This is a genomic window from Nocardia sienata NBRC 100364 (assembly GCF_001613205.1).
In the GTDB taxonomy this organism is placed as follows: Bacteria; Actinomycetota; Actinomycetes; order Mycobacteriales; family Mycobacteriaceae; genus Nocardia; species Nocardia sienata.
Genome location: NZ_BDBX01000036.1, coordinates 64786 through 86444, shown reverse-complemented (window position 1 = coordinate 86444; position 21659 = coordinate 64786). Strand labels below are relative to the sequence as shown.

At 69.9% G+C, this 21659-nt stretch carries 22 protein-coding genes; 10 read left to right on the top strand and 12 right to left on the bottom strand.

Annotated features, from left to right (window positions below):
- Positions 1 to 92: 92 nt before the first annotated feature.
- Positions 93 to 1439: a glycosyltransferase family 87 protein gene (locus NS4_RS19990; RefSeq protein ID WP_245665564.1), complete on the top strand. Its 1347-nt coding sequence runs from the start codon at positions 93 to 95 to the stop codon at positions 1437 to 1439.
- Between the two features lie 38 nt (positions 1440 to 1477).
- Positions 1478 to 1930 (top strand): peptide-methionine (R)-S-oxide reductase MsrB, encoded by a 453-nt coding sequence (gene msrB / locus NS4_RS19985; RefSeq protein WP_063061044.1) that lies wholly within the window; start codon positions 1478 to 1480, stop codon positions 1928 to 1930.
- Between the two features lie 96 nt (positions 1931 to 2026).
- Here the strand turns inward: msrB and hemQ are convergent, their stop codons facing one another.
- From hemQ to hemE, 3 genes are all read right to left on the bottom strand, one after another.
- A complete protein-coding gene (gene hemQ / locus NS4_RS19980) occupies positions 2027 to 2722 on the bottom strand; it encodes a hydrogen peroxide-dependent heme synthase (RefSeq protein ID WP_063061043.1) in 696 nt (231 codons plus the stop codon).
- Between the two features lie 97 nt (positions 2723 to 2819).
- On the bottom strand, positions 2820 to 4178 hold the full coding sequence (locus NS4_RS19975) for a protoporphyrinogen oxidase (RefSeq protein WP_063061066.1): 1359 nt from the start codon (positions 4176 to 4178) through the stop codon (positions 2820 to 2822).
- Between the two features lie 116 nt (positions 4179 to 4294).
- Positions 4295 to 5350, bottom strand: coding sequence for a uroporphyrinogen decarboxylase (gene hemE / locus NS4_RS19970; protein WP_063061042.1), 1056 nt, complete (start codon positions 5348 to 5350; stop codon positions 4295 to 4297).
- 296 nt (positions 5351 to 5646) lie between these two features.
- On the opposite strand from hemE, the gene NS4_RS19965 reads away from it, so the two are divergent.
- On the top strand, positions 5647 to 6198 hold the full coding sequence (locus NS4_RS19965) for a DUF3000 domain-containing protein (RefSeq protein WP_063061065.1): 552 nt from the start codon (positions 5647 to 5649) through the stop codon (positions 6196 to 6198).
- Positions 6199 to 6236: 38 nt separating this feature from the next.
- The gene (locus tag NS4_RS19960) at positions 6237 to 7592 is read left to right on the top strand and encodes an HRDC domain-containing protein (RefSeq protein WP_084487530.1); all 1356 of its coding nucleotides are present in this window, start codon (positions 6237 to 6239) and stop codon (positions 7590 to 7592) included.
- Positions 7593 to 7632: 40 nt separating this feature from the next.
- Here the strand turns inward: NS4_RS19960 and dxs are convergent, their stop codons facing one another.
- The gene (gene dxs, locus NS4_RS19955) at positions 7633 to 9531 is read right to left on the bottom strand and encodes a 1-deoxy-D-xylulose-5-phosphate synthase (RefSeq protein ID WP_063061041.1); all 1899 of its coding nucleotides are present in this window, start codon (positions 9529 to 9531) and stop codon (positions 7633 to 7635) included.
- Positions 9532 to 9761: 230 nt separating this feature from the next.
- On the opposite strand from dxs, the gene NS4_RS19950 reads away from it, so the two are divergent.
- Complete coding sequence (locus NS4_RS19950) at positions 9762 to 10427, top strand: SIMPL domain-containing protein (RefSeq protein ID WP_063061040.1); 666 nt, start codon at positions 9762 to 9764, stop codon at positions 10425 to 10427.
- 26 nt (positions 10428 to 10453) lie between these two features.
- Here NS4_RS19950 and NS4_RS19945 read toward each other — a convergent pair whose 3' ends face one another.
- Together NS4_RS19945 and NS4_RS19940 are read right to left on the bottom strand one after the other, a co-directional pair.
- Entirely contained in the window at positions 10454 to 11839 is a 1386-nt protein-coding gene (locus NS4_RS19945) for a class I SAM-dependent RNA methyltransferase (RefSeq protein ID WP_063061039.1), read from the bottom strand.
- A 6-nt stretch (positions 11840 to 11845) separates the two neighbouring features.
- Entirely contained in the window at positions 11846 to 13834 is a 1989-nt protein-coding gene (locus NS4_RS19940) for an APC family permease (protein WP_063061038.1), read from the bottom strand.
- A 185-nt stretch (positions 13835 to 14019) separates the two neighbouring features.
- Between NS4_RS19940 and NS4_RS19935 the strand changes: the two genes are divergently transcribed.
- Positions 14020 to 14685: a potassium channel family protein gene (locus NS4_RS19935; RefSeq protein ID WP_063061037.1), complete on the top strand. Its 666-nt coding sequence runs from the start codon at positions 14020 to 14022 to the stop codon at positions 14683 to 14685.
- A 2-nt stretch (positions 14686 to 14687) separates the two neighbouring features.
- Positions 14688 to 15407 carry a potassium channel family protein gene (locus tag NS4_RS19930; RefSeq protein ID WP_063061036.1) on the top strand — a complete coding sequence of 240 codons (720 nt, stop codon included), beginning with the start codon at positions 14688 to 14690 and terminating at the stop codon, positions 15405 to 15407.
- 33 nt (positions 15408 to 15440) lie between these two features.
- On the opposite strand, the gene shbA is transcribed toward NS4_RS19930, so the two are convergent.
- The 3 genes from shbA to NS4_RS19915 form a co-directional block, all read right to left on the bottom strand.
- On the bottom strand, positions 15441 to 16079 hold the full coding sequence (shbA, locus tag NS4_RS19925) for an RNA polymerase sigma factor ShbA (RefSeq protein ID WP_084487529.1): 639 nt from the start codon (positions 16077 to 16079) through the stop codon (positions 15441 to 15443).
- A gap of 142 nt (positions 16080 to 16221) precedes the next feature.
- Positions 16222 to 16953 (bottom strand): DUF3159 domain-containing protein, encoded by a 732-nt coding sequence (locus tag NS4_RS19920; protein WP_084487528.1) that lies wholly within the window; start codon positions 16951 to 16953, stop codon positions 16222 to 16224.
- Between the two features lie 3 nt (positions 16954 to 16956).
- Positions 16957 to 17361, bottom strand: a complete 405-nt coding sequence (locus tag NS4_RS19915; RefSeq protein WP_063061035.1) for an OB-fold nucleic acid binding domain-containing protein — start codon at positions 17359 to 17361, stop codon at positions 16957 to 16959.
- Positions 17362 to 17450: 89 nt separating this feature from the next.
- Between NS4_RS19915 and NS4_RS19910 the strand changes: the two genes are divergently transcribed.
- Entirely contained in the window at positions 17451 to 18182 is a 732-nt protein-coding gene (locus tag NS4_RS19910) for an alpha/beta fold hydrolase (RefSeq protein ID WP_063061034.1), read from the top strand.
- An 82-nt stretch (positions 18183 to 18264) separates the two neighbouring features.
- Here the strand turns inward: NS4_RS19910 and NS4_RS19905 are convergent, their stop codons facing one another.
- Complete coding sequence (locus NS4_RS19905) at positions 18265 to 19194, bottom strand: DUF3710 domain-containing protein (RefSeq protein ID WP_063061033.1); 930 nt, start codon at positions 19192 to 19194, stop codon at positions 18265 to 18267.
- Between the two features lies 1 nt (position 19195).
- Positions 19196 to 19690 (bottom strand): dUTP diphosphatase, encoded by a 495-nt coding sequence (gene dut, locus NS4_RS19900; RefSeq protein ID WP_084487527.1) that lies wholly within the window; start codon positions 19688 to 19690, stop codon positions 19196 to 19198.
- A gap of 52 nt (positions 19691 to 19742) precedes the next feature.
- Here dut and NS4_RS19895 point away from each other — a divergent pair, with 52 nt between their 5' ends.
- Positions 19743 to 20258 (top strand): DUF3093 domain-containing protein, encoded by a 516-nt coding sequence (locus NS4_RS19895; RefSeq protein WP_063061032.1) that lies wholly within the window; start codon positions 19743 to 19745, stop codon positions 20256 to 20258.
- A 13-nt stretch (positions 20259 to 20271) separates the two neighbouring features.
- On the opposite strand, the gene NS4_RS19890 is transcribed toward NS4_RS19895, so the two are convergent.
- Positions 20272 to 20574 carry a DUF4193 domain-containing protein gene (locus NS4_RS19890; RefSeq protein ID WP_030521610.1) on the bottom strand — a complete coding sequence of 101 codons (303 nt, stop codon included), beginning with the start codon at positions 20572 to 20574 and terminating at the stop codon, positions 20272 to 20274.
- Between the two features lie 391 nt (positions 20575 to 20965).
- Between NS4_RS19890 and cei the strand changes: the two genes are divergently transcribed.
- Positions 20966 to 21646 (top strand): envelope integrity protein Cei, encoded by a 681-nt coding sequence (gene cei / locus NS4_RS19885; protein ID WP_063061031.1) that lies wholly within the window; start codon positions 20966 to 20968, stop codon positions 21644 to 21646.
- The last annotated feature ends 13 nt before the right edge of the window (positions 21647 to 21659 follow it).

The window sequence follows — 21659 nt, the reverse complement described above, 5'->3', positions numbered from 1 at the left end:
GCCCTGGCGAACACCGCCCGAGGGGCGCCTGACCGGCGCGTCGAGGGTGGGCCCCGGCAACACCACGGCACCGCCCGGTGTACCGTGCCGTGGTGTTCCTTCGACAGCTCGAGCCCCGCACTGCTCGAACAACCGCCGACGTGATCCGGTTCGCGCTGTGGCCGCTGGCGGTCATGACCGTGCTGAACCGGGTGTTCATCAAGGCTGTCAACGGTTTCGTGACCGATGACTACAAGCCGGTCTACCAGGCCTCGCTGGATTTCCTCAACGGGCGCGCGGTCTACACGGCGAATTTCGATTCGGTCGACCCGCACTACCTGTACCCGCCCAGCGGCACCCTGTTGATCGCGCCCATCGCGGTGATCGACTACGAGAAGTCGCGCTGGCTGTTCATCCTGCTCAACGCTGTCGCCATCCTGATCGCCTGGTATCTGCTGCTGCGGCTGTTCAACTACACGCTGCGCTCCATCGCCGCCCCGGTACTGCTGCTGGCGATGTTCCTGTCCGAGACGGTGATCAACACGCTGGTGTTCACCAATGTCAACGGCTGCCTGCTGCTGGCGGAGATGCTGTTCCTGATCCTGCTGTTGCGACGACGAGATGTCTGGGCAGGTGTGGTGCTGGGCCTGAGTATGGCCGTCAAACCGACACTGGCGCCGCTGCTGCTGATCGCCGTGGTCCGCAAACAATGGACACTCGTCGCCACTGCGGTGGCCGTGCCGATCGCGCTGACCGGCGTCGCCTGGCCGCTGTCGCGGGATCCGGAGAGCTTCTTCACCCGCACCGCGCCGTATCTGTTCGAAACGCGCGATTACTTCAACAGCGCCATTCCCGGCAACGCGGAGTACTACGGCCTGCCGCCCTGGCTGACCTGGACCATCCGGCTCACGATGGCCGTCCTGGTGCTGGTCTCACTGTGGATCCTGTACCGGTACTACCGCGAGGACGAGCTGTTCTTCGTCACCACCGCCTCGGGTGTGCTGCTCACCGCCTCGTGGCTGCTGGCCTCGCTGGGCCAGATGTACTACTCGATGATGCTGTTCCCGTTCCTCATGTCGGTCGTGCTGCGCAATTCCGTGCTGCGCAATTGGCCGGCCTGGCTGGCGATTTTCGGTTTCCTGTCCTACGACAAATGGCTGTCGGACCGCTGGCCCGATATCGGCCGCAACCTGGAATATCTGCGGATCACCTTCGGGTGGGGCCTGCTGCTGGTCGTCGTGTTCTGTGTGCTCGGCGACCGGTATCTGGCCGCCCGGCGCGCGGGCCGGCTGCCGCGGCTGGACCCGGTGTGGATGGCCGAGGCGCCCGACTCCCGGGACGCCGGAGTGGACGATTTCGCCGCCCCGGCCCCGCCGGTCCGCTCCCCGGCCGCAGGCCGCGCGGTGGAGACCGAGCCGGCCGGTGCGCGCGTGGTCGAGACGCAGGCCGTCCGCGGCTGATACGGGACGCGCCGCGGCACACGTATTAGCGTGGAGGCATGAGTTCCGAAACGGACGCGACCGATACCTCCCTGCCGACCCCGAAGATTCAGCTCAGCCCGCAGGAGTGGCGGGCCCGGCTGGACCCCGCGGAGTACGCGGTGCTCCGTGAAGCCGGCACCGAGCGACCGTTCACAGGTGAGTACACCGACACCACCACCGAAGGGGTGTACAGCTGCCGTGCCTGCGGCGCCGAACTCTTCCGGAGCACGGAGAAGTTCGAGTCGCATTGCGGATGGCCGTCCTTCTTCGATCCGGCCGACTCGGACGCGGTACTGCTGCGCGAGGACAATTCGCTGGGCATGCGCCGCGTCGAAGTGCTGTGCGCGAACTGCCACAGCCACCTCGGGCATGTGTTCGAGGGCGAGGGCTATCCGACGCCCACCGACAAGCGGTACTGCATCAACTCCATCTCCCTGCGCCTGCGACCCGCGACCGGCACAGCGCAGTGACCCGTCCTGTCGGCCCGCTGTAGGTCATGTGACAACCGCCCGGCGGATATGTCCCCGTTCCCGCAGTCTCCGCCGGGCGGTTTGCGCCGCGCCCGGTCAGGGCAGTGCGGCGACGAGCTGATCGAGTTCGACCCGCGGCCCGGTGTAGAAGGGGGTCTCCTCCCGGACGTGCATCCGGGCCTCGGTGGCCCGCAGGTCACGCATCAGATCGACGATCCGATGCAGCTCCGGCGCTTCGAACGCGAGGATCCACTCGTAGTCGCCGAGCGCGAACGACGCGACGGTATTGGCTCGCACATCGGGGTAGCCGCGCGCTTCCTTGCCGTGATCGGCGAGCATCTTGCGGCGTTCGTCGTCGGGCAGCAGATACCACTCGTAGGACCGGACGAACGGGTAGACGCAGATATAGTTCCCGGCTTCCTCACCGGCCAGGAACGCGGGGATATGACTTTTGTTGAACTCCGCGGGCCGGTGCAACGCCACATTGCTCCAGACCGGGGTGCTGGCCCGGCCGAGTTCGGTGGTGCGCCGGAAATCGGCGTAGGCGGCCTGCAGGTCCTCGACCCGCTCGGCGTGGGTCCACACCATGAAATCCGCGTCGGCGCGCATCCCGGCCACGTCGTAGACGCCACGCACCACGACACCGCGATCGGCCAGCCCGTCGAAGAACTCGCGGGCCTCCTTCAGCGCTGTCGCGCGGTCGTCCCCCAGTACCCCGGGCCGCACCTGGTACACGGAGAACATGAGATAGCGGATGGTGGAGTTGAGGGACTGGTAATCGAGTCGCGCCATAGCCCCATCGTGCCACTCGCCGGATCCTCACGGGGCCGGGGCCGGTCGATCGCCGGGCCCGGACCGACCGGCTGCCCACACCCGGGTGCAGCGGCGGTCAGGCCGGTGCCGCAGCCGCACCGCCGGCGATATGTGTCGCAGCCCTCGTCGCCGTCGCCACACAGGCGGGCACCCCGACACCGTGCAGATAGGCGCCGGTCACCGCGAGATCGCCGAAACCGGCCAGCGCGGACTCGATCTCGGCGACCCGTTCGGTGTGCCCGGGGGCGTACTGGGCGAGCCCACCGGGCCAGCGCTGCACGATCGCCGAGCGCGGGGTGATCGGCACTCCCGTGACGGTGGCCAGGTCGGCGATGGCGGCATCGATGAGTTCGGCATCGGGCAGACCCAGCACCGCGTCGTCACCGAACCGGCCGAACGAGACCCGCACCAGGGCCGTCTCCCGCGCGGCCAGATGGGCCCATTTCCGGCTGGACAGGGTGAACGCCTTGGCCCGCAACGGCTCCCCGGTCGCGACCAGCACACCCGAATTCGGCGGCAGCGCGGTGTCCTTCGGCAGCTCCAATGCGACCAGTGCGGAGGAGGACAGCTCGATTCCCGCGGCCGCGCGCGCCGCCGCGGGCGCGATATCGGTCAGCAAGCGGGCCGTCACCGGCGCCGGGGTCGCGAGGACGACCGCCTCGAATTCCCCGAGCGGTTCCACCACCCAGCCACCCGGTATCCGCCGGAGACCGGTGACGGCGGTGTCCTGGACCGTGGTGGCCGCCGTCCGACCGGCCAGCGCGTCCAGCAGCGCGCCGTAACCGTCGCGCAGCGCCCCGAACACCGGCGCGCCGGAAGGCGGGGGTAGTGCGGCCGCTACCGCCTCGGTGAGGCAGCGGGCGCCACGGTCCAGCGCCGCGGCCAGCGTGGGCAGCGCCGCGCGCAGGCCGATGGAGCGGGCGGAACCGGCGTACACGCCGCCGAGCAGCGGATCGACACTGCGCGCCACGGTCTGCTCCCCGAATCGGTCGGCCACCAGCGAGCACACATCGATATCGGCGCCGGGCCGCCAGGCGAACGGACGCTCGGGTTCGGTGGCGATGCGCGCCACGGTCGCGGCATCGACCAATCCGTCGACGGCCGCGGCATCGGCCGGGATACCCATCAGCGTGCGCTCCGGGAGCGGGTGGGTACACCCCTGCGACCAGATCAGCGGGCGCAGACCGGCCGGATGTACCAGCTGATCGGCAATCCCCAGTTCGCTCAGCAGCTCGGGCACCTCGGGCCGCCGGCCGACGAACGCCTCCGCGCCCAGATCGACCGGTTCGCCCGCGATCTCGCTGGTTCGGAGCACCCCGCCGACCCGGTCCCGGGTGTCGGCCACCGTGATCGCGACCGATTCCCCCAGCAGCCTGCGCAACCGGTAGGCCGCGACGAGCCCGCTGATCCCCCCACCGACCACCGCGATTCTCATCCTCCGACCGTATCCGGCGTCCGCGTACCGCGCGATCGCGCCCTGGGGGCCCGGACCACCCACCCCGGCCGGAGCGTCCGGTCGCGGACGCCGTAATCACGACGGCTGCCGTGGCCTCACAGCTCGTGGACCAGCTCCACCAGCGCCGTGAGCACCCCCGGATCGGTCTCGGGCAGCACCCCGTGCCCCAGATTGAAGATATGGCCCGCGGCGCCCATGGCCAGCGCCGAATCCGCTTCGTCGGCGATCCGGCGGGCCTCGGCCTCCACCACCGGCCAGCCCGCGAAGAGCACCGCGGGATCGAGATTGCCCTGCAAAGCTTTTCCGGGGCCGACCCGCCGCACCGCCTCGGTCAGCGGCAGCCGCCAATCGACGCCGACCACATCGGCCCCGGCCTCACCCATGGCGCCGAGCAGTTCTCCGGTACCCACCCCGAAATGGATCCGGGGTACCTCGGCCGCGGCGAGTTCGGCGAAGACCCGCTCCGAATGCGGCAGCACATAGCGGCGGTAGTCGGCCAGCGAGAGCGCCCCGGCCCACGAGTCGAACAGCTGCACCGCGTCCACCCCGGCCTCGAGCTGGGCCTGCAGGAACACGATGGTGATATCGGTGAGCACTCCCAGCAGCGCGTGCCAGGTCGTCGGATCGCCGTGCATCATGGCCTTGGTCCGCTCATGGTTCTTGCTGGGGCCGCCCTCCACCAGATAGGACGCCAGCGTGAACGGGGCACCGGCGAAACCGATGAGCGGAGTCTGTCCGAGTTCGGAGACCAGCAACCGCACTCCGTCGATGACCGCGCCCACTTCCTCGGGCCGCAACCGGGGCAGCGCCTGGACGTCGGCGGCCGTACGTACCGGTGTGGCCACCACCGGCCCGACTCCGGCCACGATATCGAGATCGATTCCGGCGGCCTTGAGCGGAACGACGATATCGGAGAACAGGATCGCCGCGTCGACGCCGTGGCGGCGGATCGGCTGCATCGTGATCTCACAGACGAGTTCCGGATCGAAACACGACTCCAGCATCCCGATACCTGCCCGGACCTCGCGGTATTCCGGCAGCGACCGGCCCGCCTGGCGCATGAACCACACCGGCCGCCGTGCCGGTGTGGCGCCGGTGGCGGCGGCCAGGAACGGGGCATCGGACAACCGGCGGCGCGTATATGTGCTCATCACCCGCCATCGTATGCGGCCCCGGCCGGCCGGGCGCGCAAGGCCGCACAGCATCGCCGCAACCACCGATCCGCCGTCCTGGGCGGCGGTTGCGTACGCCGCCCCACCGGGTTGCGCGGTGTTTACCACGGTCGAGCCCGCGCACGCAGCAACAACGGTCGCCCGGCGCGCCTCCGCGCGCCCCGGGCGCTACGGGTCTACCGTCATTCCCCGTGACACCGCTCGATATCCGCGACGGCGCACCCGACGACGGGCCCGGCGACGAACCCGCAGCGTTTCGTGCCGCCGTCTCGGCGATGGGCGCCGCATCCGTACACCCGCGGATCGAGCTGTCCCCGATCCGTCCGCCGCAGCGTCTCGCCCCGTACTCCTATGCGCTCGGCGCCGAGGTGATCCACGAGGACTCACCCGTCGTACCGATCGATTCCGACGGTGACGCCTTCGGGCGGCTCATCCTGCTCCACGACCCCGGCGGGGACGAGGCGTGGCACGGCGTCTTCCGTCTGGTCGCCTATATCCAGGCCGATATCGACGGTGCGCTGGCCGCCGATCCGCTGCTACCGGAGGTCGCCTGGAGCTGGCTGGTGGACGCCCTGGAATCCCGGGACGGACCGTTCACCGCGCTCGGCGGTACGGTGACCTCCACCAGTTCGGTGCGCTACGGAGATATCGCCGGTCCGCCCCGCGCGCACCAGCTCGAACTCCGGGCCTCCTGGACCGCGCGCACCACCGAGATGCGCCCCCATGTGGAAGCGTTCGGGGAAGTCCTGGCCTACGCGGCGGGTCTGCCGCCGGCGGGGATCACCGATCTGCGGCCCTCGCCCGCGGGCGAGACCGACCGTGCTTGAATATCGGAGCCGGCCTCGGCCACGTAGAGTGGCGCTCTATGCCGGTAGTAGAGGAGCCCGAACACCTGTCCGGTGACCACCCGGATGGTGGCACCGGCCTGCCTCCGGCGTCCGATGTGGGCCCACACGACGAGGCCATCGATCCTGGTCCGGCCGAGCCCGCCGCGGTACCGCTGCTGGCCCCGGCCGAGGGTATCCCCCGGGTCTGCCGCACCGCCGAGGAGGTGGCGGCGGCCGCCGAACTTCTCGCCGCCGGCTCCGGGCCGCTGGCGGTGGACGCCGAACGTGCGTCCGGCTTCCGGTATTCGTCGCGGGCGTATCTGATCCAGTTGCGCCGTGCCGGGGCGGGCACCGTGCTCATCGACCCGATACCGGTCGCCGACGCGCTGGCGCCGCTGGCCGCGGCGATCAACGGACTGGAATGGATTCTGCATTCGGCCGACCAGGACCTACCCGGCCTGGCCGAGCTGGGCCTGCGCCCGGCGCAGCTGTTCGATACCGAACTGGGCGGGCGACTGGCCGGGTTTCCCCGGGTCGGTCTGGCGGCCATGGTCGAGCAACTGCTGGGTCGGGCGCTGCGCAAGGGGCACGGCGCCGCGGACTGGTCGACCAGGCCCCTCCCGGAAGCCTGGCTCAACTACGCCGCCCTCGATGTGGAACTACTGATCGAACTCCGTGCGGCCGTGGCCGCCTCGCTGGCCGAGCAGGGCAAAACCGATTGGGCCGCCCAAGAGTTCGAACATATCCGGCTGCTCGAACCGGCCACGCCGAAACCGGACCGCTGGCGCCGCACCTCCGGAATCCACACACTGCGCCGGGCCCGCCAGCTGGCGATCGTGCGGGAACTGTGGACCACCCGCGATACGCTGGCGCGCGGCCGCGATATCGCGCCCTCCCGGATTCTCCCGGATTCCGCCATCATCGCGGCCGCCAAGGCCGAACCCGCCTCGATCGGGCAGCTACGGGAGCTACCGGTGTTCGGCGGCCCCCGCCAGCGCCGCTACTCGCGGGAATGGCTGGGCGCGGTGGAACGCGCACGCGCCCTACCGGACGAGGACCTACCCCGAATGAGCCAGCCCTACGACGGGCCGCCGCCGGTGAACCGCTGGGAACGGCGCGATCCCGCTGCCGCGGCCCGGTTGACCCGGGCCCGCGCGGTGATGACCCGGATCTCCGAGCGGGTAGCGGTACCGGTGGAGAATCTACTGTCTCCCGACCTGGTGCGGCGGCTGTGCTGGGACGGCCTGCCCGATTACCGCGGCGGGCCGGAAGCCGCCGGCGAGGTCGCGGCGGCGGTCGACGGTTTCCTCGAGAGTCACGGCGCCCGGCCCTGGCAGCGCGAACTCGCCGCCCAGCCATTGGCCACCGTCCTCGTCGACCAATCGCCGAACTGACGGCCACCCGCACGGTACCCGGGCCGCCCCCGCGTGGCCGCTAGGACGCGTCCAGCCAGCCGGTGACGCGCCGGGTGATATCGGGCGCGGTCAGACCGAGCTCCTGACGCACCTGAGCGATGCTGCCGTGCTCCAGGAATTCCTGCGGAATACCGATATCGCGAGCGGGCACGTCCAGACCGGCGGCACGTAGCCGAGCCGAGACGGTCGCCCCGATCCCCCCGTGCAGGCCGCTGTCCTCCAGGGTCACCACCAGACGGTAGTTCTCGGCCAGTTTCACGACGGTATCGGAAACCGGCAGCACCCACCGCGGGTCGATGACCGTGGCGGTGATCCCGTCCGCCTCCAGCAACTCCGCGGCCTGTAGCGCAGCCGGTATCAGGGCACCGACGGCCACGAACAGCACATCGCCGCGCTGGGCCTGCGCCGAGGGTCCCTCCCGGTCCGGCAGCCACAGCACGTCCACGCCGTCGAGCCGCTCGAGCGCCCTGATCTCGGCGCCCACATTGTCCTTGGGGAACCGCAACGCGGTCGGTCCGTCGCCGACGGCCAGCGCCTCGGTCAGTTCCTCGGCCAAGGTCGCGGCATCGCGCGGGGCGGCCACCCGCATCCCGGGCACGATACCGAGCAGCGACAGATCCCACATACCGTTGTGGCTCGCACCGTCGGCGCCGGTGATCCCGGCTCGGTCCAGCACCAGGGTGACCGGTTGCTTCAGTAATGCCACATCCATCAGCAACTGGTCGAACGCCCGGTTCAGGAAGGTCGAGTAGATCGCCACCACCGGGTGCATACCGCCCAGCGCCAGACCCGATGCCGAGGCCAGCGCGTGCTGTTCGGCGATACCGACATCGAAGAGCCGATCCGGGAAACGTTCACCGAACGCGGACAACCCGGTGGGCCCGGGCATGGCCGCGGTGATCGCGACGATATCGTCGCGACGTTCGGCGTGGGCGATGAGTTCCTTCGAGAACACCGAGGTCCAGCTGACCGCGGTCCCGCTGCTCACGGCTTCGCCGGTGCGGGGATCGATGGGACCGCAGGCGTGCATCTGATCGGCCACATGGTTCTCGGCCGGTTCGTATCCGTGCCCCTTCTGGGTGACCGCGTGCACCACCACCGGGCCGCCGAAATCCTTGGCGTGCCGGAGCGCCGACTCGAGCGCGACGAGATCGTGGCCGTCCACCGGACCGACGTATTTGAGACCGAGATCGCTGAACAGCTCCTGCGGGCTCACCGCGTCCTTTATCCCGGCCTTCACCGCGTGCACCATCGAATACGCGGAATCACCCACGCCGGGAATACTTTTCAGCAACCGGCGGCCCGTGTCGAGCATATGCTCGTACACCGGCTGGGTGCGCAGCGCCGTGAGCCGGTCGGCCAGACCGCCGATGGTGGGGGCGTAGGAGCGGCCGTTGTCGTTGACGACGATCACCACGGGCCGGTCCTTGGCAGCGGCGATATTGTTCAGCGCTTCCCAGCACATACCGCCGGTGAGCGCTCCGTCACCGACGACCGCCACGACATGGCGATCCTGTCCGGTGAGCGCGAACGCCTTGGCCAGACCGTCGGCATAGGACAGCGACGCCGAGGCGTGCGAGGACTCCACCCAGTCGTGTTCGCTCTCGGCGCGGCTGGGATACCCCGACAACCCGTCCTTGCGGCGCAGGGTGTCGAACCGGTCCTTGCGACCGGTCACGATCTTGTGCACGTAGGCCTGGTGCCCGGTATCGAAGATCAACGGATCGGCGGGCGAATCGAATACCCGGTGCAGGGCGAGGGTGAGTTCCACCACCCCGAGGTTGGGTCCCAGGTGCCCGCCGGTGACGGCGACCTTGTGCACCAGGAATTCGCGGATCTCGGCCGCCAGCTCCCGCAGTTGCGGTGCCGAGAGCCGACGCACGTCTTCGGGCGTATTGACCCGGGAAAGCACTCCCACCTGATTCGCTCCCTCCGGATAGCGCAGTTGATCCGACCAGTCTAGGAGCCGCGGCCGACTGCACCACCCGGGCGGCGAGCCGTACCCATCTCCGTACCGGGCCGGAACCGCGGTCCGGCGTTCGGTCCAGCCTAAGGTGAGAGACGGGTGCCGCGCGAACCGCGTCCGGCCGCGGACCGCGGGACGGCGGCGCACCGGCGAGCGCCGCAAACCGACCGCGAGGAGACCGGATGACCCAGCCACATGCGGGAACGGTGACCGTATTCGGATACGGCACCGTACGCGCCACTCCCGATCTGATCGTGCTCACGATGGGCGTCGAATGTCGCGCGAGCACCGTCGGTCTGGCATACGACAAGGCGGGCCGGAGTGTGACGGCGCTGACGGCCGCGCTGCGCGAAGACGGTGTCCCGAGCACCGATATCGGCACCGGCATACTCTCGGTGCGCTCGGATACGGCCTGGCAGGACGGCACGGCACGGGTGATCGGTTATATCGCGACCAGCACCCTCACGGTCTCGCTCGCCGCCGCGGCCGACCCCGCCCGACCGGCCCCGGCGGACGTGGTGGCCCATGCCGTGGCGGCGGGCGGCGACGACGCGCGGCTGGGTGGGCTGCGGCACACTTTCGCCGACCCGGAACGGTTGCTCGAGCGCGCCCGCGACGCCGCCTGGGACAACGCACTGGACAAGGCACGGCAGTACGCCCGCCGCGCCGCCCGCGACCTGGGTCCCGTGCTCGAGATCACCGAACACACCACCGCGCCACCGCCGGCGCAGCCCGCCGAACCCGGCGGGATCCGGATGGTCGCGGCGTCGGCTCCGGCGCCGGTGCCGATCGAATCCGGGGAGACCGAGATCACCGCGACGCTGCGGGCCACCTGGCAGTTGAAGTAGGGCGCCGGGCCCGGACGCCGGCGTTCTCAGCGTTCCAGGAGCGCAAGACATTCCACATGATGGGTCGCCGGGAACGCGTCGAAGGCGCGCAACGCCGCCAGTCCATAGCCGGCGTCCAGGTAGAGGCGCAGATCCCGGGCGAACGACGCCGGATCACAGCCGATGTGCACGATCCGGTCCGGCGCCGCGGCGGTCACGGCGTGCACCACGGGTTTGCCGGCCCCGGCCCGCGGCGGATCGAGTACGACCACCCGGGGCCTCGGATGCGGGTGGTCGGCAGCCCACTGCTCCACCCGTGCGGCGCGCAGGTCCAGCCACGGCAGATCGCCCAGGGCGGCGTTACCGTCGGCGACCGCGGCCGGTGCGGATTCCAGCGCATGCACGGCTCCGGTGGGCCCGACCTGTTCGGCCAGGCGCGCCGCGAAGACTCCCGCGCCGCTGTACAGGTCCCACGCGGTCGCACCTACGCCCGGGTCGGCCCAGCCGGCGACGATATCCGAATAGCACTGGGCGGCACCGCGGTGCGCCTGCCAGAATCCGGCCGCCGACACCTCCCAGCGTCGGCCGGCCACGTACTGGACGGCCCGGCCGCTGCCCTCGACCACCCATTCGTCGCGGTCGGTGTGGGCGGCGGCGCGCCGGGCGGCCGTGCGCCGCCGCTGCGCGCCCGGCGTCTCCGGCTCCGCGCCGCCCCGGCCCGATCCGTCTCGCGGCCCGCGTGTACGTCCGCTACGCCGGTCGGCCCGGCCCCCGGGGCCGGATCGGCCACCGTGCCGATCACCGCCGCGCCGGCCGGCCTCGGGTACCGGCGGAGCGATTTCGACGATATGCCGGGCCCCGGTGTCGTCGACCGCGATCACCAGCTCCGCGCCGGGCATCCAGCGACGCCGAGCGATATCGTCCAGGGCGCCGGGCACGGGTTGCGGACAGCGGAGGTCGGTCAACACCTCGGTGCTGCGGTAGCGATGCACACCGGCGCGGCCCTCCAGATCCACCGCGAGCCGGATCCGGGTGCGCCAGCCGCCGGTGCGATCGCCGGAACCGGTGATGGGTTCCACCTCGACCGCGCGTTCGAGACCGGTGATGCGCCTCAGCTGTTCGGCCACGACCGCGGCCTTCAGCTGCCGCTGCGCCGGCGCGGTGGCAAAGGAGAAATCGCAGCACCCCGCCCCACCCGGGCCCGAGACCGGGCAGGTGGCCGGAATCCGGTCCGGCGACGCCTCGATGATCTCCACGGCCTCGGCGCGGCAGAACGCGCCGCCACGATCCTCGGTGACCCGGGCCCGCACGAGCTCGCCGGGCAGGCCGTGCCGGACGAACACCACCCGGCCCTCGTGGCGCGCCACACAGAATCCGCCGTGCCCGGGCGGCCCGAGCCGTACCGGCAGCACCCGATCACGCCACGAACTCATCGGACCTCACCCATTGTCGCCGTAACCGCGCCGTACCGCGCCCGGTGCCGCGGGTTCGCCCGCCGCCCGGGCACGTGCCGAGGAACTCAGCTGCCACGGCACGCTGGTCACCATCACACCCGGTTCGAACAGCAGCCGCCCCTTCAGCCGTAACGCGCTCTGATTGTGCAGGACCTGCTCCCACCAGTGCCCCACCACGTATTCGGGGATGAAGACGGTCACCACATCGCGCGGCGCGTCCTTGCGCACCCGCTTCACATACTCGAGCACCGGTTTGGTGATCTCGCGATAGGGCGATTCGATCACCTTCAACGGGACCGGATTATCGCTTTTCTCCCAGTCCCGCACGAGCGCCCGGGTATCGTCCTCGTCCACGTTCACCGTGATCGCCTCGAGGGTATCCGGCCGCCCGGCCCGGGCGTAGGCCAGTGCCCGGCGGGTCGGCAGGTGCAGTTTCGACACCAGGACGATCGAATGGGTCCGGCTCGGCAGGACCCCGTCCCACACGTGTTCTTCGAGTTCCCGGGCCACCGAGTTGTAGTGGTGGTGGATCATCTTCATGATCACGAAGATCACCGCCATGGTGACGATGGCGATCCAGGCGCCGGCGAAGAACTTCGTCACCAGCACGATCACCAGGACGGCCCCGGTGGCCACCAGGCCCAGCGCGTTGATGGCCCGGGACCGCATCATCCGGCGCCGCTCGGCCGGATCGGTCTCCCGGTCCAGCAACCGGCTCCAATGCCGCAGCATGCCGGTCTGGCTGAGGGTGAACGAGACGAACACCCCGATGATGTAGAGCTGGATCAGCCGGGTCACTTCCGCGTCGAACGCCACCACGAACGCGATCGCGCCGACCGCCAGGAACAGGATCCCGTTGCTGAAGGCCAGCCGGTCGCCGCGCGTATGCAGCTGGCGGGGCAGGAAGCGCGCCTGGGCCAGCACCGAACCCAGGACCGGGAACCCGTTGAACGCGGTATTGGCGGCCAGTACCAGGATCACCGCGGTCACCACCGCGACGAAGTAGAAACCGGGGGTGAAACCGCTGAACACCGCGTGCGCGATCTGCGCGATCAATGTTTTCTGCTGGTAGCCCTCGGGCGCGCCGACGAGTTGTTCGGGGTGTTCGGCGAACACCACATGTGCCTGGCGCGCGAGCACGATCATACCGAGCAGCAACACGATGGCGATCGTCCCGAGCATCAGCAGAGTCGTCGCGGCATTACGCGATTTGGGTTTGCGGAAAGCAGGTACGCCGTTGCTGATCGCCTCGACACCGGTGAGCGCGGCACAGCCCGAGGAGAACGCGCGGGCGAGCAGGAAGATCAGGGCCAGCCCGGCCAGATGCTCCTCCTCGGCCCGCAGTTCGAAACCCGACGATTCGGCGCGTACTTCGTCGCCGAGGACGAAGATCCGGATCAGCCCCCAGGCGAGCATGGTGAACATACCGAACAGGAAGGCATAGGACAGCAGCGCGAACATCCGGCCCGATTCCCTCACCCCGCGCAGGTTCATCGCGGTGATGAGCACGATGGCGGCCACCGCGAAAAGCACCTTGTGGGTCGCGACGAACGGGATCGCCGAACCGATGGTGGAGGCGGCCGACGCGATCGAGACCGCCACCGTGAGCACATAGTCGACCAGAAGCGCGCTGCCCACCACCAGGCCGGCCGTGGGACCCAAATTCGTGGTGACGACCTCGAAGTCACCACCGCCGGACGGGTAGGCGTGCACGTTCTGGCGGTAGCTGGTGACGACGATGACCAGCACGACCGCGACGGCGAGTCCGAGCCACGGGGCGTACGCGTAACCGGCCAGCCCGGACACCGACAGCACAAGGAAAATCTCCTCGGGCGCGTAGGCGACCGAGGACATCGCGTCCGAGGCGAACACCGGCAGCGCGATCCGTTTCGGCAGCAGGGTGTGGCCCAGGGAGTCACTACGGAATGGCCGCCCCAACACCAGACGCTTGGTGGCGGTCGTCAACTTCGACACTGGACGGAGCATAAGCCCCCGTGCCCCGCGGCGCTGCGAGGCATCACCGCTCGCCGGGGTTTGGCCACCCCCCGCGGGGGGAACGTGGCTGAGGGCGAGAACCAGCGAGTACGGTTCGTTTTCGCAGCAGCCACACGGCTGTTTCACTTGCCGTAGGGCAGAGCGAGTCAGGAGCGAGGTTCACGGTGTACGTGGTGATCATGGGTTGCGGCCGGGTGGGGGCGTCGCTGGCCCGCGCCCTGGTCCGGATAGGTCACGAGGTCGCCGTCATCGACCGCAACCCGGACGCGTTCCGGCGCTTGGGCCCGGACTTCCCGGGTGAGCAGGTGGTGGGCGTCGGGTTCGACCGCGAGGTCCTGCGCCGGGCGGGTATCGAACGGGCCGGTGCCTTCGCGGCGGTGTCCTCGGGCGACAACTCCAACATCATCTCCGCGCGGGTGGCGCGGGAGATGTTCGGTGTCGACCGGGTGGTCGCCCGTATCTACGACGCCAAACGCGCGGCCGTCTACGAACGGCTCGGTATCCCGACCATCGCCACCGTGCCATGGACGACCGACCGCTTCCTGCACACCCTGATCGGTGACGCGGGCACCACGACCTGGCGCGACCCCACCGGTACAGTCGCCGTCGCCCAGCTGATCCTGCACGAGGAGTGGTACGGGCGCACGGTCAGCGAACTGGAGGACGCCACCGGCGCCCGGGTCGCGTTCGTCATCCGGTTCGGACAGGGCATCCTGCCGGACGCCAAGACCGTCGTGCAGGCCGACGACATCGTGTACGTGGCCGCCACCTCCGGTTCGGCCGGAGAGGCCGTCGCGCTGGCCGCGAAACCTCCAGCTAGCAAGGATTGATCATGAAAGTGGCCATTGCCGGAGCCGGGGCCGTCGGCCGCTCCATCGCCCGCGAACTACTCCGGGCGGGGCATATCGTCATGCTGCTCGAACGCCAACTCGACCATATCGACCGCGAAGCGGTCCCCGAGGCGATCTGGGTCCATGCCGACGCCTGCGAACTGCAACTGCTCGAAGACGCCGGGCTGGAGGACTACGAGGTCGTCATCGCCGCGACCGGCGACGACAAGGCCAACCTGGTGCACAGTCTGCTGGCCAAGACCGAATTCGGGGTACGCCGGGTGGTAGCGCGGGTCAACGATCCGCGCAACGAATGGCTCTTCGACGGCTCCTGGGGTGTCGATGTGGCCGTCTCGACCCCGCGCCTGCTGGCCTCCCTGGTCGAGGAAGCGGTATCGGTGGGCGATCTGGTCCGCCTGATGACATTGCGGCAGGGACAGGCCAATCTGGTCGAGCTCACTCTGCCACCGGATACGACGCTGGCCGGCAAACCGGTGCGCAATCTGACCCTGCCGCGGGATTCCGCGCTGGTCACCATTCTGCGCGGCGGACGGGTCATCGTGCCGCAGCCCGACGATCCCTTCGAGGGCGACGACGAATTGCTGTTCGTCGTCTCCGCGGCCGCCGAGGAGGAGCTGCGCACGGTACTGGCACCGCACGGGATCGAACAGCCGACCGGCGGCACCACCGGCCTGGCCCCCGCGCAGGACGCCGAATACTGACCACCCGGCAGCACTCGGCCCGTGTCCGCGGCCTCAGGCGACCACGGGCTGCGCGGCGCGTGCGCGCAGCTTGTTCAACGCCCGGTACTGCATGACCCGGATCACGCCGGGACTGGTGCCGATCGCCGCCGCGGTCTCGGCCGCGCTCCAGCCAAGCACGATCCGCATCACCAGTACCTCCCGGTGCACGGGGTTGAGCTGCTGCATCAGTTCGCGGGCCAGGGCGCCGCGTTCGGCGGCCAGCGCCCACTCCTCGGGGCCGGCCGCGGTGGACACCGCTTCGGGGACCTCGGCCACGGGATAGGCCGGATGCACCTGGGCGGCGCGGAAGGCGTCGGACACCTTGTTCGCCGCGATGCCGTACACGAAGGCGAGGAACGACTTCCCCTGATCCCGGTAGCGTCCGATGGCGTGGACAGTGGCCATCAGCACCTCCTGCGCGACGTCGTCGGCGGTGACGTGCAGATGGGCGGCATTGCCCAGGCGGGTCCGGCAGTAACGCTGGACGAGGGGCTGGACCAGTCGCAGGATCTCGGCCACGGCGGCACGGTCACCGTCGGCCGCCGCCGGGACGAGGACGTCCAGTTCGGCGGAGATCCGGCGACTCTGGGACCGCACCGGATGTTCGGATCCCCGCTCGGGGCGGGTGGTCGGGTGCTGCTCGGTTCGCATTCGCCGGTCCTCTCGGGAGATCGTCTTCGGTAACGATCGTCCGATGAACGGCGCGCGCGGGATAGACACCAAAGGGTGGGTACTCGTCCACCCTTCCGGATGACGCCGGCCCTCGCCTTCGGATGACGCGGCGCCGCGAGAGTCAGGCCGGGCCGGCGGAATGCCGTCCGGAGCCGGCGGGCAGATGCCCGGCACGACGCACCGCCCAGACCGTCACCACCAGCGCGACGGCAGTGAGCGGCCAGCCCATCGCGATCCGCGCGGCGGCGAGCCAGCCCGTGCTGTCGGTATCGTAGAGATGGTTCTGCACCAGGTAGCGGGCACCGAAGACGAGCACCCACGCCACCGTCGCCAGGTCGTAGAGGCGGACCACCCGCGGATCTGCGCGCCAGTCGCCGCCGTGGCCGTTGAGCACGCCCCACACCACGCCGACCAGTGGTCGCCGGACGAGTATCGAAATCAAGAACGCGGCACCGTAGATCAGGCTGGTGTAGATGCCGAACAGGAAGAATCCCTTGGCTTCGCCCACCCGCCAGGCGATGAGCGCGCAGATACCCACGCCCACGAAACCGGAGATGGCGGGCTGGATCGGCTCGCGGCGCACCAGCCGCCAGACCAGGATCGCCGCCGCGATCCCGAGCGCGGCCCAGATCGCCGCGGTGAGCCCGAACAGGGTGTTCACCGGTACGAAGACCAGCACCGGCAGCGTCGAGTAGATGAGGCCGCCGAAGCCGCCCAGCTGTTCCAGCAAGGTCTGCTTGTCCGGTTCCTCAGGAGGGTCGTCGGCGGAACCGGCCCGGGCGGCGGGCGCGGACTCCGGGGTGATCGCGGCCCGGGGCAGCGGTCTGGTGGCGTACTCGTCGCTCGATGGCATACGTCAGCTGTTTCCGCGCAATTCGTAGTAGGGGTTGTACATCACCTTGCGGCCTTCGCGTTCTCCCACCCGGCCGCGCACCATGATGCGCCGTCCCGATTCGATACCGGGAATCCGGCGTCGCCCGATCCATACCAGGGTGATGGCATCGGTACCGTCGAAGAACTCCGCCTGCATACTCGCACCCGAGGCCTGCGGACAGGAATCGACACTGCGCAAACGGCCCAGCATCGTCGCCTCCTCACCGCGCCGGCACTCCGAGACCCGGCAGGCGCCCGAAGCGTCCGCCTTCTCCGCCAGCTCCTCGGCGTCGAGCTGATCGATATCCTCGGTCAATCTGCGGCCGAGCCTGCGAAAATATCCGGTCGCGGACTTGGCGCCCGCTTTTCTTCCTGCCGCGGAAGACATCGCCTGCTCTCCTGTGCGCGGACGACATGGATCGCACGTCATCCGATTTCCTTACTCCGGCCCGGCTGTGGCCGTACCCGCCACTGTAGATGGGTACCGGCGGCACCGCTACGCTCGGTCCGGTGTTCGATTCCCCACGTCCGGCCGTTGTCGTCGCCCTCCCCGGAACCGGTTCCGACGCGTATTTCGCCCGCCGGGCGTTCGGCCCCGCATCCGCCGCCGCGGGAATCGATTTCGTCGCCGTGGACCCCGATCCGGCCGCGGTGATCGAGAGCTACCGCGCGGCCCTGGACGCCGCCGCGACCCGCGGCCCGGTGCTGGCGGCGGGTATTTCGCTCGGCGCCGCGGTCGCCGTCGAATGGGCCGCGGGCCGGGAACCGGGTGAGGTCGGTGGCGTGGTGGCGGCTCTGCCCGCGTGGACCGGCCCGGATACCGCGGAATGCCCCGCCACGCACAGTGCGGCGGCCACGGCGGCCCAGTTGCGCGCCGAGGGCCTCGATGCGGTGATCGACAGGATGCGGGCGAGCAGCCCCGGCTGGCTGGCCGACGCGCTCACCCGGTCATGGCGCTCCCAGTGGCCCGGGCTGCCGGCCGCGCTGGAGGAAGCGGCGCAGTACAAATGGCCGGAACCCGCCCTACTGGACTCGCTGAGCGTCCCCCTGGCGGTGATCGCCGCTTCGGACGACCCGGTGCATCCGGTGGCCGTGGGACGGGAATGGGCACGCCGGGCGCCCCGGTCCGCGCTCACCGAGGTGAGGTTGGACGAATTCGGCGCCGACCCGGGCATTGTGGGGCGGCTGGCGCTGCGCCACCTCGGCTGACACCCGCCGACAGCCGGCCGGCCGGATCCGTACCCCGGCCGCGTGATCCGGTGCCGCTCGGGCACCGGATCACGCCGGTCGGTCAGTTACGACCGAGCTGCTGCATCGCCGACCCTTCGGCGCCCCGCCGCGGCTGCTGCGGCTGCTGGGGCGGCAGCACCGCGGGCGTCGGCGAGGGCCGGGCGCCGGGCGGCGGGGTGGCGACCTGCTGCTGGGCCTGCTGTTGCTGCTGCTGGTGGGCGGCGGTGAGCTGTTCGGCGAGCTGCTGAGGCAAGACCACCGGGAGCGGTTCCCGCACCGGCAGCGCGTCGGTTCCCCGCCGGATGATCGTCTCGCTGAGCACGGTGCGTGCCGCCACGACCAGCGGGCCGCCCGCCGCGGTGGAACCCGAGGGTCCCGCCGCCACGAGCCGGATCATCCACCGGTACCCGTCCACCCCGATGAAGCGCAGATCGGCGCCCTCGGTGACGGCCACCAGTTCCCGGCCCCACGGGCCCTTCTCCACCGAGACCCGGGCCCCCTCCTTGCGCAGCGATTCCGCCAGATCGGCCGCGACAGTGCGCCACTGGCCCTTGGATTTCGGCGCAGCGTAGGCCGCGACGGTGATGCGTCCGTGTTCGGTGGCCAGATGGACCGCCTGCGGGGTGCCCTGCGGGGTCATCTCGACCTGCAGCTGCCCACCCGGCGGCACCGGCAGGATCACCGAACCCAGGTCGAGGCGGGTATCGGCGAAGTTCTCCAGCACCTCGGCGACATCGTCGTAGTCGTAGGGGCCGCGCCGCTGGGGTTCGGTGTCGGGATCGTCGATCGCGGCGTCGTAGGCGTCGCTGTAAGCGGCGCCGCCGTACCCGTCGTCATAGCTGTCGTCGTAGGGCTCGTCGTATCCGGCGCGGTGGTATCCGCCGTCGTCGTAGTCCTCGTATTCGCCGGTCTCGTACTCACCCGTGGTGTACGCGCCGGTGTCGCGCTCGTCGCCGGATCTGCGTCCGCCGGATTTCCGTCGTCCGAACATGTCAGGCCTCCTTGCCGGTGGCGACGTCCGCCCCGCCCGGCGTCAAACTCGCGTGTCCCCCGCTGGATCCGTAACCGCCCGCGCCGCGCGCGGACTCGTCGAGCCGGTCCACTGCCACGAACTCGACCAGCTCCACCCGCTGCACCAGCAGCTGCGCGATCCGGTCACCGCGGCGCAATTCGATGGGTGTGCGCGGATCGTGGTTGATCAGGCATACCTTGATCTCTCCCCGGTACCCGGCGTCGATGGTCCCCGGCGTGTTCACCACGGATAGCCCGGCCTTGGCCGCCAGCCCGGAGCGGGGATGGATCAGGCCCACGGTGCCCACCGGCAGCGCGACGGCGATACCGGTGCCGACCAGTACCCGCTCCCCCGGTTCCAGGACGACGTCCTCGGCGGTGCACAGATCCACGCCCGCGTCGCCTTCGTGGGCACGCGTCGGCATGGGAATCCCGGGGTCCAGCCGCAGCAGCGGTATCGGTGAGAGTGCGTTCACGTCCGACCAGCCTACGCGCAGGCCCCGCGTGGGTGTCGCTTAGTGTTGAGTCGTGTCCGACCAGCCTCGACCCGCCGAAACCGAGCACCCCGCGCGACCGGAACCGACCGCCTATCGCGAACGCCTCTGGGTGCCGCTGTGGTGGTGGCCGGTGGGCTTCGCCCTCGCCGGTCTGCTCGCCGCGGAGATCCATATGGGAGCGCCCGGCCTGCGGGCCTGGCTGCCGTATGTCCTGCTGTTCCCGGTGCCCGTATGGGTGCTGCTGTGGATGAGCCGGCATCGTCTCGAAGTCGTCCCGGACGCGACGGGCACCCCCGAACTGCGGGTGGACCGGGCCCATCTGCCGGTATCGTTCGTCGCCCGGGCGACCGTGGTGCCCAGGAGCGCCAAGAGCGCGGCGCTGGGCCGCCAGCTCGATCCCGCGGCCTACGTGCAGCACCGTCCGTGGATCGGCACCATGGTCCTGCTGGTACTCGACGACCCGGACGATCCGACACCCTACTGGCTGGTCAGCACGCGCCGGCCCACCGCGGTCCTGACCGCGCTCGGACTTCCGAGCGCGGATTGACCTCTCGCTCCGCTCAGGCCGCGCAATCCATGCAGATCATCTGACCGCCCGCCTCACTGGCGAGGCGGCTGCGGTGATGTACCAGGAAACAGCTCGAGCAGGTGAACTCGTCGGCCTGTTTCGGGATCACCCGGACCGTCAGCACTTCCTCGGACAGGTCCGCGCCGGGGAGCTCGAACGACTCCGCGGTATCGGATTCGTCGACATCCACGACGGCGGACTGGGCCTCGTTGCGACGAGCCTTCAGCTCCTCCAGCGAATCCTCCGACACATCGTCGGACTCGGTACGCCTCGGTGCGTCATAGTCGGTTGCCATGTCGTCTTCCCCTCGTCCTTACTCCGTATATCCGGATCGGCGCACGCCGTCTCTCGACCGCGCCCGCCGCCCCGCCGGTGGTGCACTTCACACCCGCACCGGTCCTCTATCAGCGCGAATCCGATGGACTCACCTCCGATAGCGTCCGGACAACGCATGAGTTGCCCTGCTTGTTCCCGCGACCGATCGCCGATTTACTCATGGATATTTCGGTCTGGGCGGCCAGACAATAGCGGACGGTGCGGAAAATGTCGCAATCGAAACCCGGCCGTGTCGAAACCGCTGGGCAATCGATACGCCGCCCCGAGCGTGCCGTGACCGGCCCCGGTAACGCGCCCGGAGCGGCCTGGGTAATGCGCGGCGCGCGGGCGGGGGTACGTACAGTATCGACGTGGTTTCACTGATCACCGAAGGCAGTCCGACGGATGCCAAAGGCCGTCCCTACCCGCGTCGACGGCCGCGGCCGTGGCTGATTCTCGTCGTCGTTCTCATGGTTGTTTGCGCAGGTCTGTGGATCAAAGCACTGACCACCAACGATGACGACCACACACCGATGGCGTGCAATTCGCCGACCCCGGCCACCGATCCCAAAGCCGCCCCGCAGCCGCTGCCCGGCCAGCGGGTCGGGGCGAGTCGCCTCGAGGATGTGGAGCCCGCACCGATGGCGGGTACCCAGGTGCGTGTCCTGAACGCCAACGGCCAGCGCGGTCAGGCCGCGCACGTCGCGGCCCAGCTCGGTGATCTGGGTTTCGGCAGTCCGCCCGGAGATCCATACGGTAACGATCCGGTATATGCCAACGGGGACCTGGAATGCACCGGTCAGATCCGGTTCGGCGAGAACGGCCGCCCGATCGCTGCGGCCGTGCAACTGGCCGTCCCGTGCGCCGAGCTCATCGAGGACAAACGATCCGACAAATCCGTGGATCTGGTGCTCGGCTCGCTGTTCGGCGGCGATCTGCAGCCCAACAACGACGCCGAAGAAGTGCTGCGGTCGCTGAAGAACCCGGTGAGCGGGGAGAGCCCGTCGATCGACCCGGATATGCTCGCGGCCGCCCGAACCGCCCGCTGCTGACCGCGGGCCCCGG

Excerpts from the sequence above, each read along its gene's own strand:
- msrB (WP_063061044.1), top strand. The coding sequence starts at position 1,478 with ATGAGTTCCGAAACGGACGCGACCGATACCTCCCTGCCGACCCCGAAG.
- hemQ (WP_063061043.1), bottom strand. The coding sequence starts at position 2,722 with ATGGCGCGACTCGATTACCAGTCCCTCAACTCCACCATCCGCTATCTC.
- NS4_RS19975 (WP_063061066.1), bottom strand. The coding sequence starts at position 4,178 with ATGAGAATCGCGGTGGTCGGTGGGGGGATCAGCGGGCTCGTCGCGGCC.
- hemE (WP_063061042.1), bottom strand. The coding sequence starts at position 5,350 with ATGAGCACATATACGCGCCGCCGGTTGTCCGATGCCCCGTTCCTGGCC.
- NS4_RS19965 (WP_063061065.1), top strand. The coding sequence starts at position 5,647 with ATGGGCGCCGCATCCGTACACCCGCGGATCGAGCTGTCCCCGATCCGT.
- NS4_RS19960 (WP_084487530.1), top strand. The coding sequence starts at position 6,237 with ATGCCGGTAGTAGAGGAGCCCGAACACCTGTCCGGTGACCACCCGGAT.
- NS4_RS19950 (WP_063061040.1), top strand. The coding sequence starts at position 9,762 with ATGACCCAGCCACATGCGGGAACGGTGACCGTATTCGGATACGGCACC.
- NS4_RS19945 (WP_063061039.1), bottom strand. The coding sequence starts at position 11,839 with ATGAGTTCGTGGCGTGATCGGGTGCTGCCGGTACGGCTCGGGCCGCCC.
- NS4_RS19930 (WP_063061036.1), top strand. The coding sequence starts at position 14,688 with ATGAAAGTGGCCATTGCCGGAGCCGGGGCCGTCGGCCGCTCCATCGCC.
- shbA (WP_084487529.1), bottom strand. The coding sequence starts at position 16,079 with ATGCGAACCGAGCAGCACCCGACCACCCGCCCCGAGCGGGGATCCGAA.
- NS4_RS19920 (WP_084487528.1), bottom strand. The coding sequence starts at position 16,953 with ATGCCATCGAGCGACGAGTACGCCACCAGACCGCTGCCCCGGGCCGCG.
- NS4_RS19915 (WP_063061035.1), bottom strand. The coding sequence starts at position 17,361 with ATGTCTTCCGCGGCAGGAAGAAAAGCGGGCGCCAAGTCCGCGACCGGA.
- NS4_RS19910 (WP_063061034.1), top strand. The coding sequence starts at position 17,451 with ATGGGTACCGGCGGCACCGCTACGCTCGGTCCGGTGTTCGATTCCCCA.
- NS4_RS19905 (WP_063061033.1), bottom strand. The coding sequence starts at position 19,194 with ATGTTCGGACGACGGAAATCCGGCGGACGCAGATCCGGCGACGAGCGC.
- NS4_RS19890 (WP_030521610.1), bottom strand. The coding sequence starts at position 20,574 with ATGGCAACCGACTATGACGCACCGAGGCGTACCGAGTCCGACGATGTG.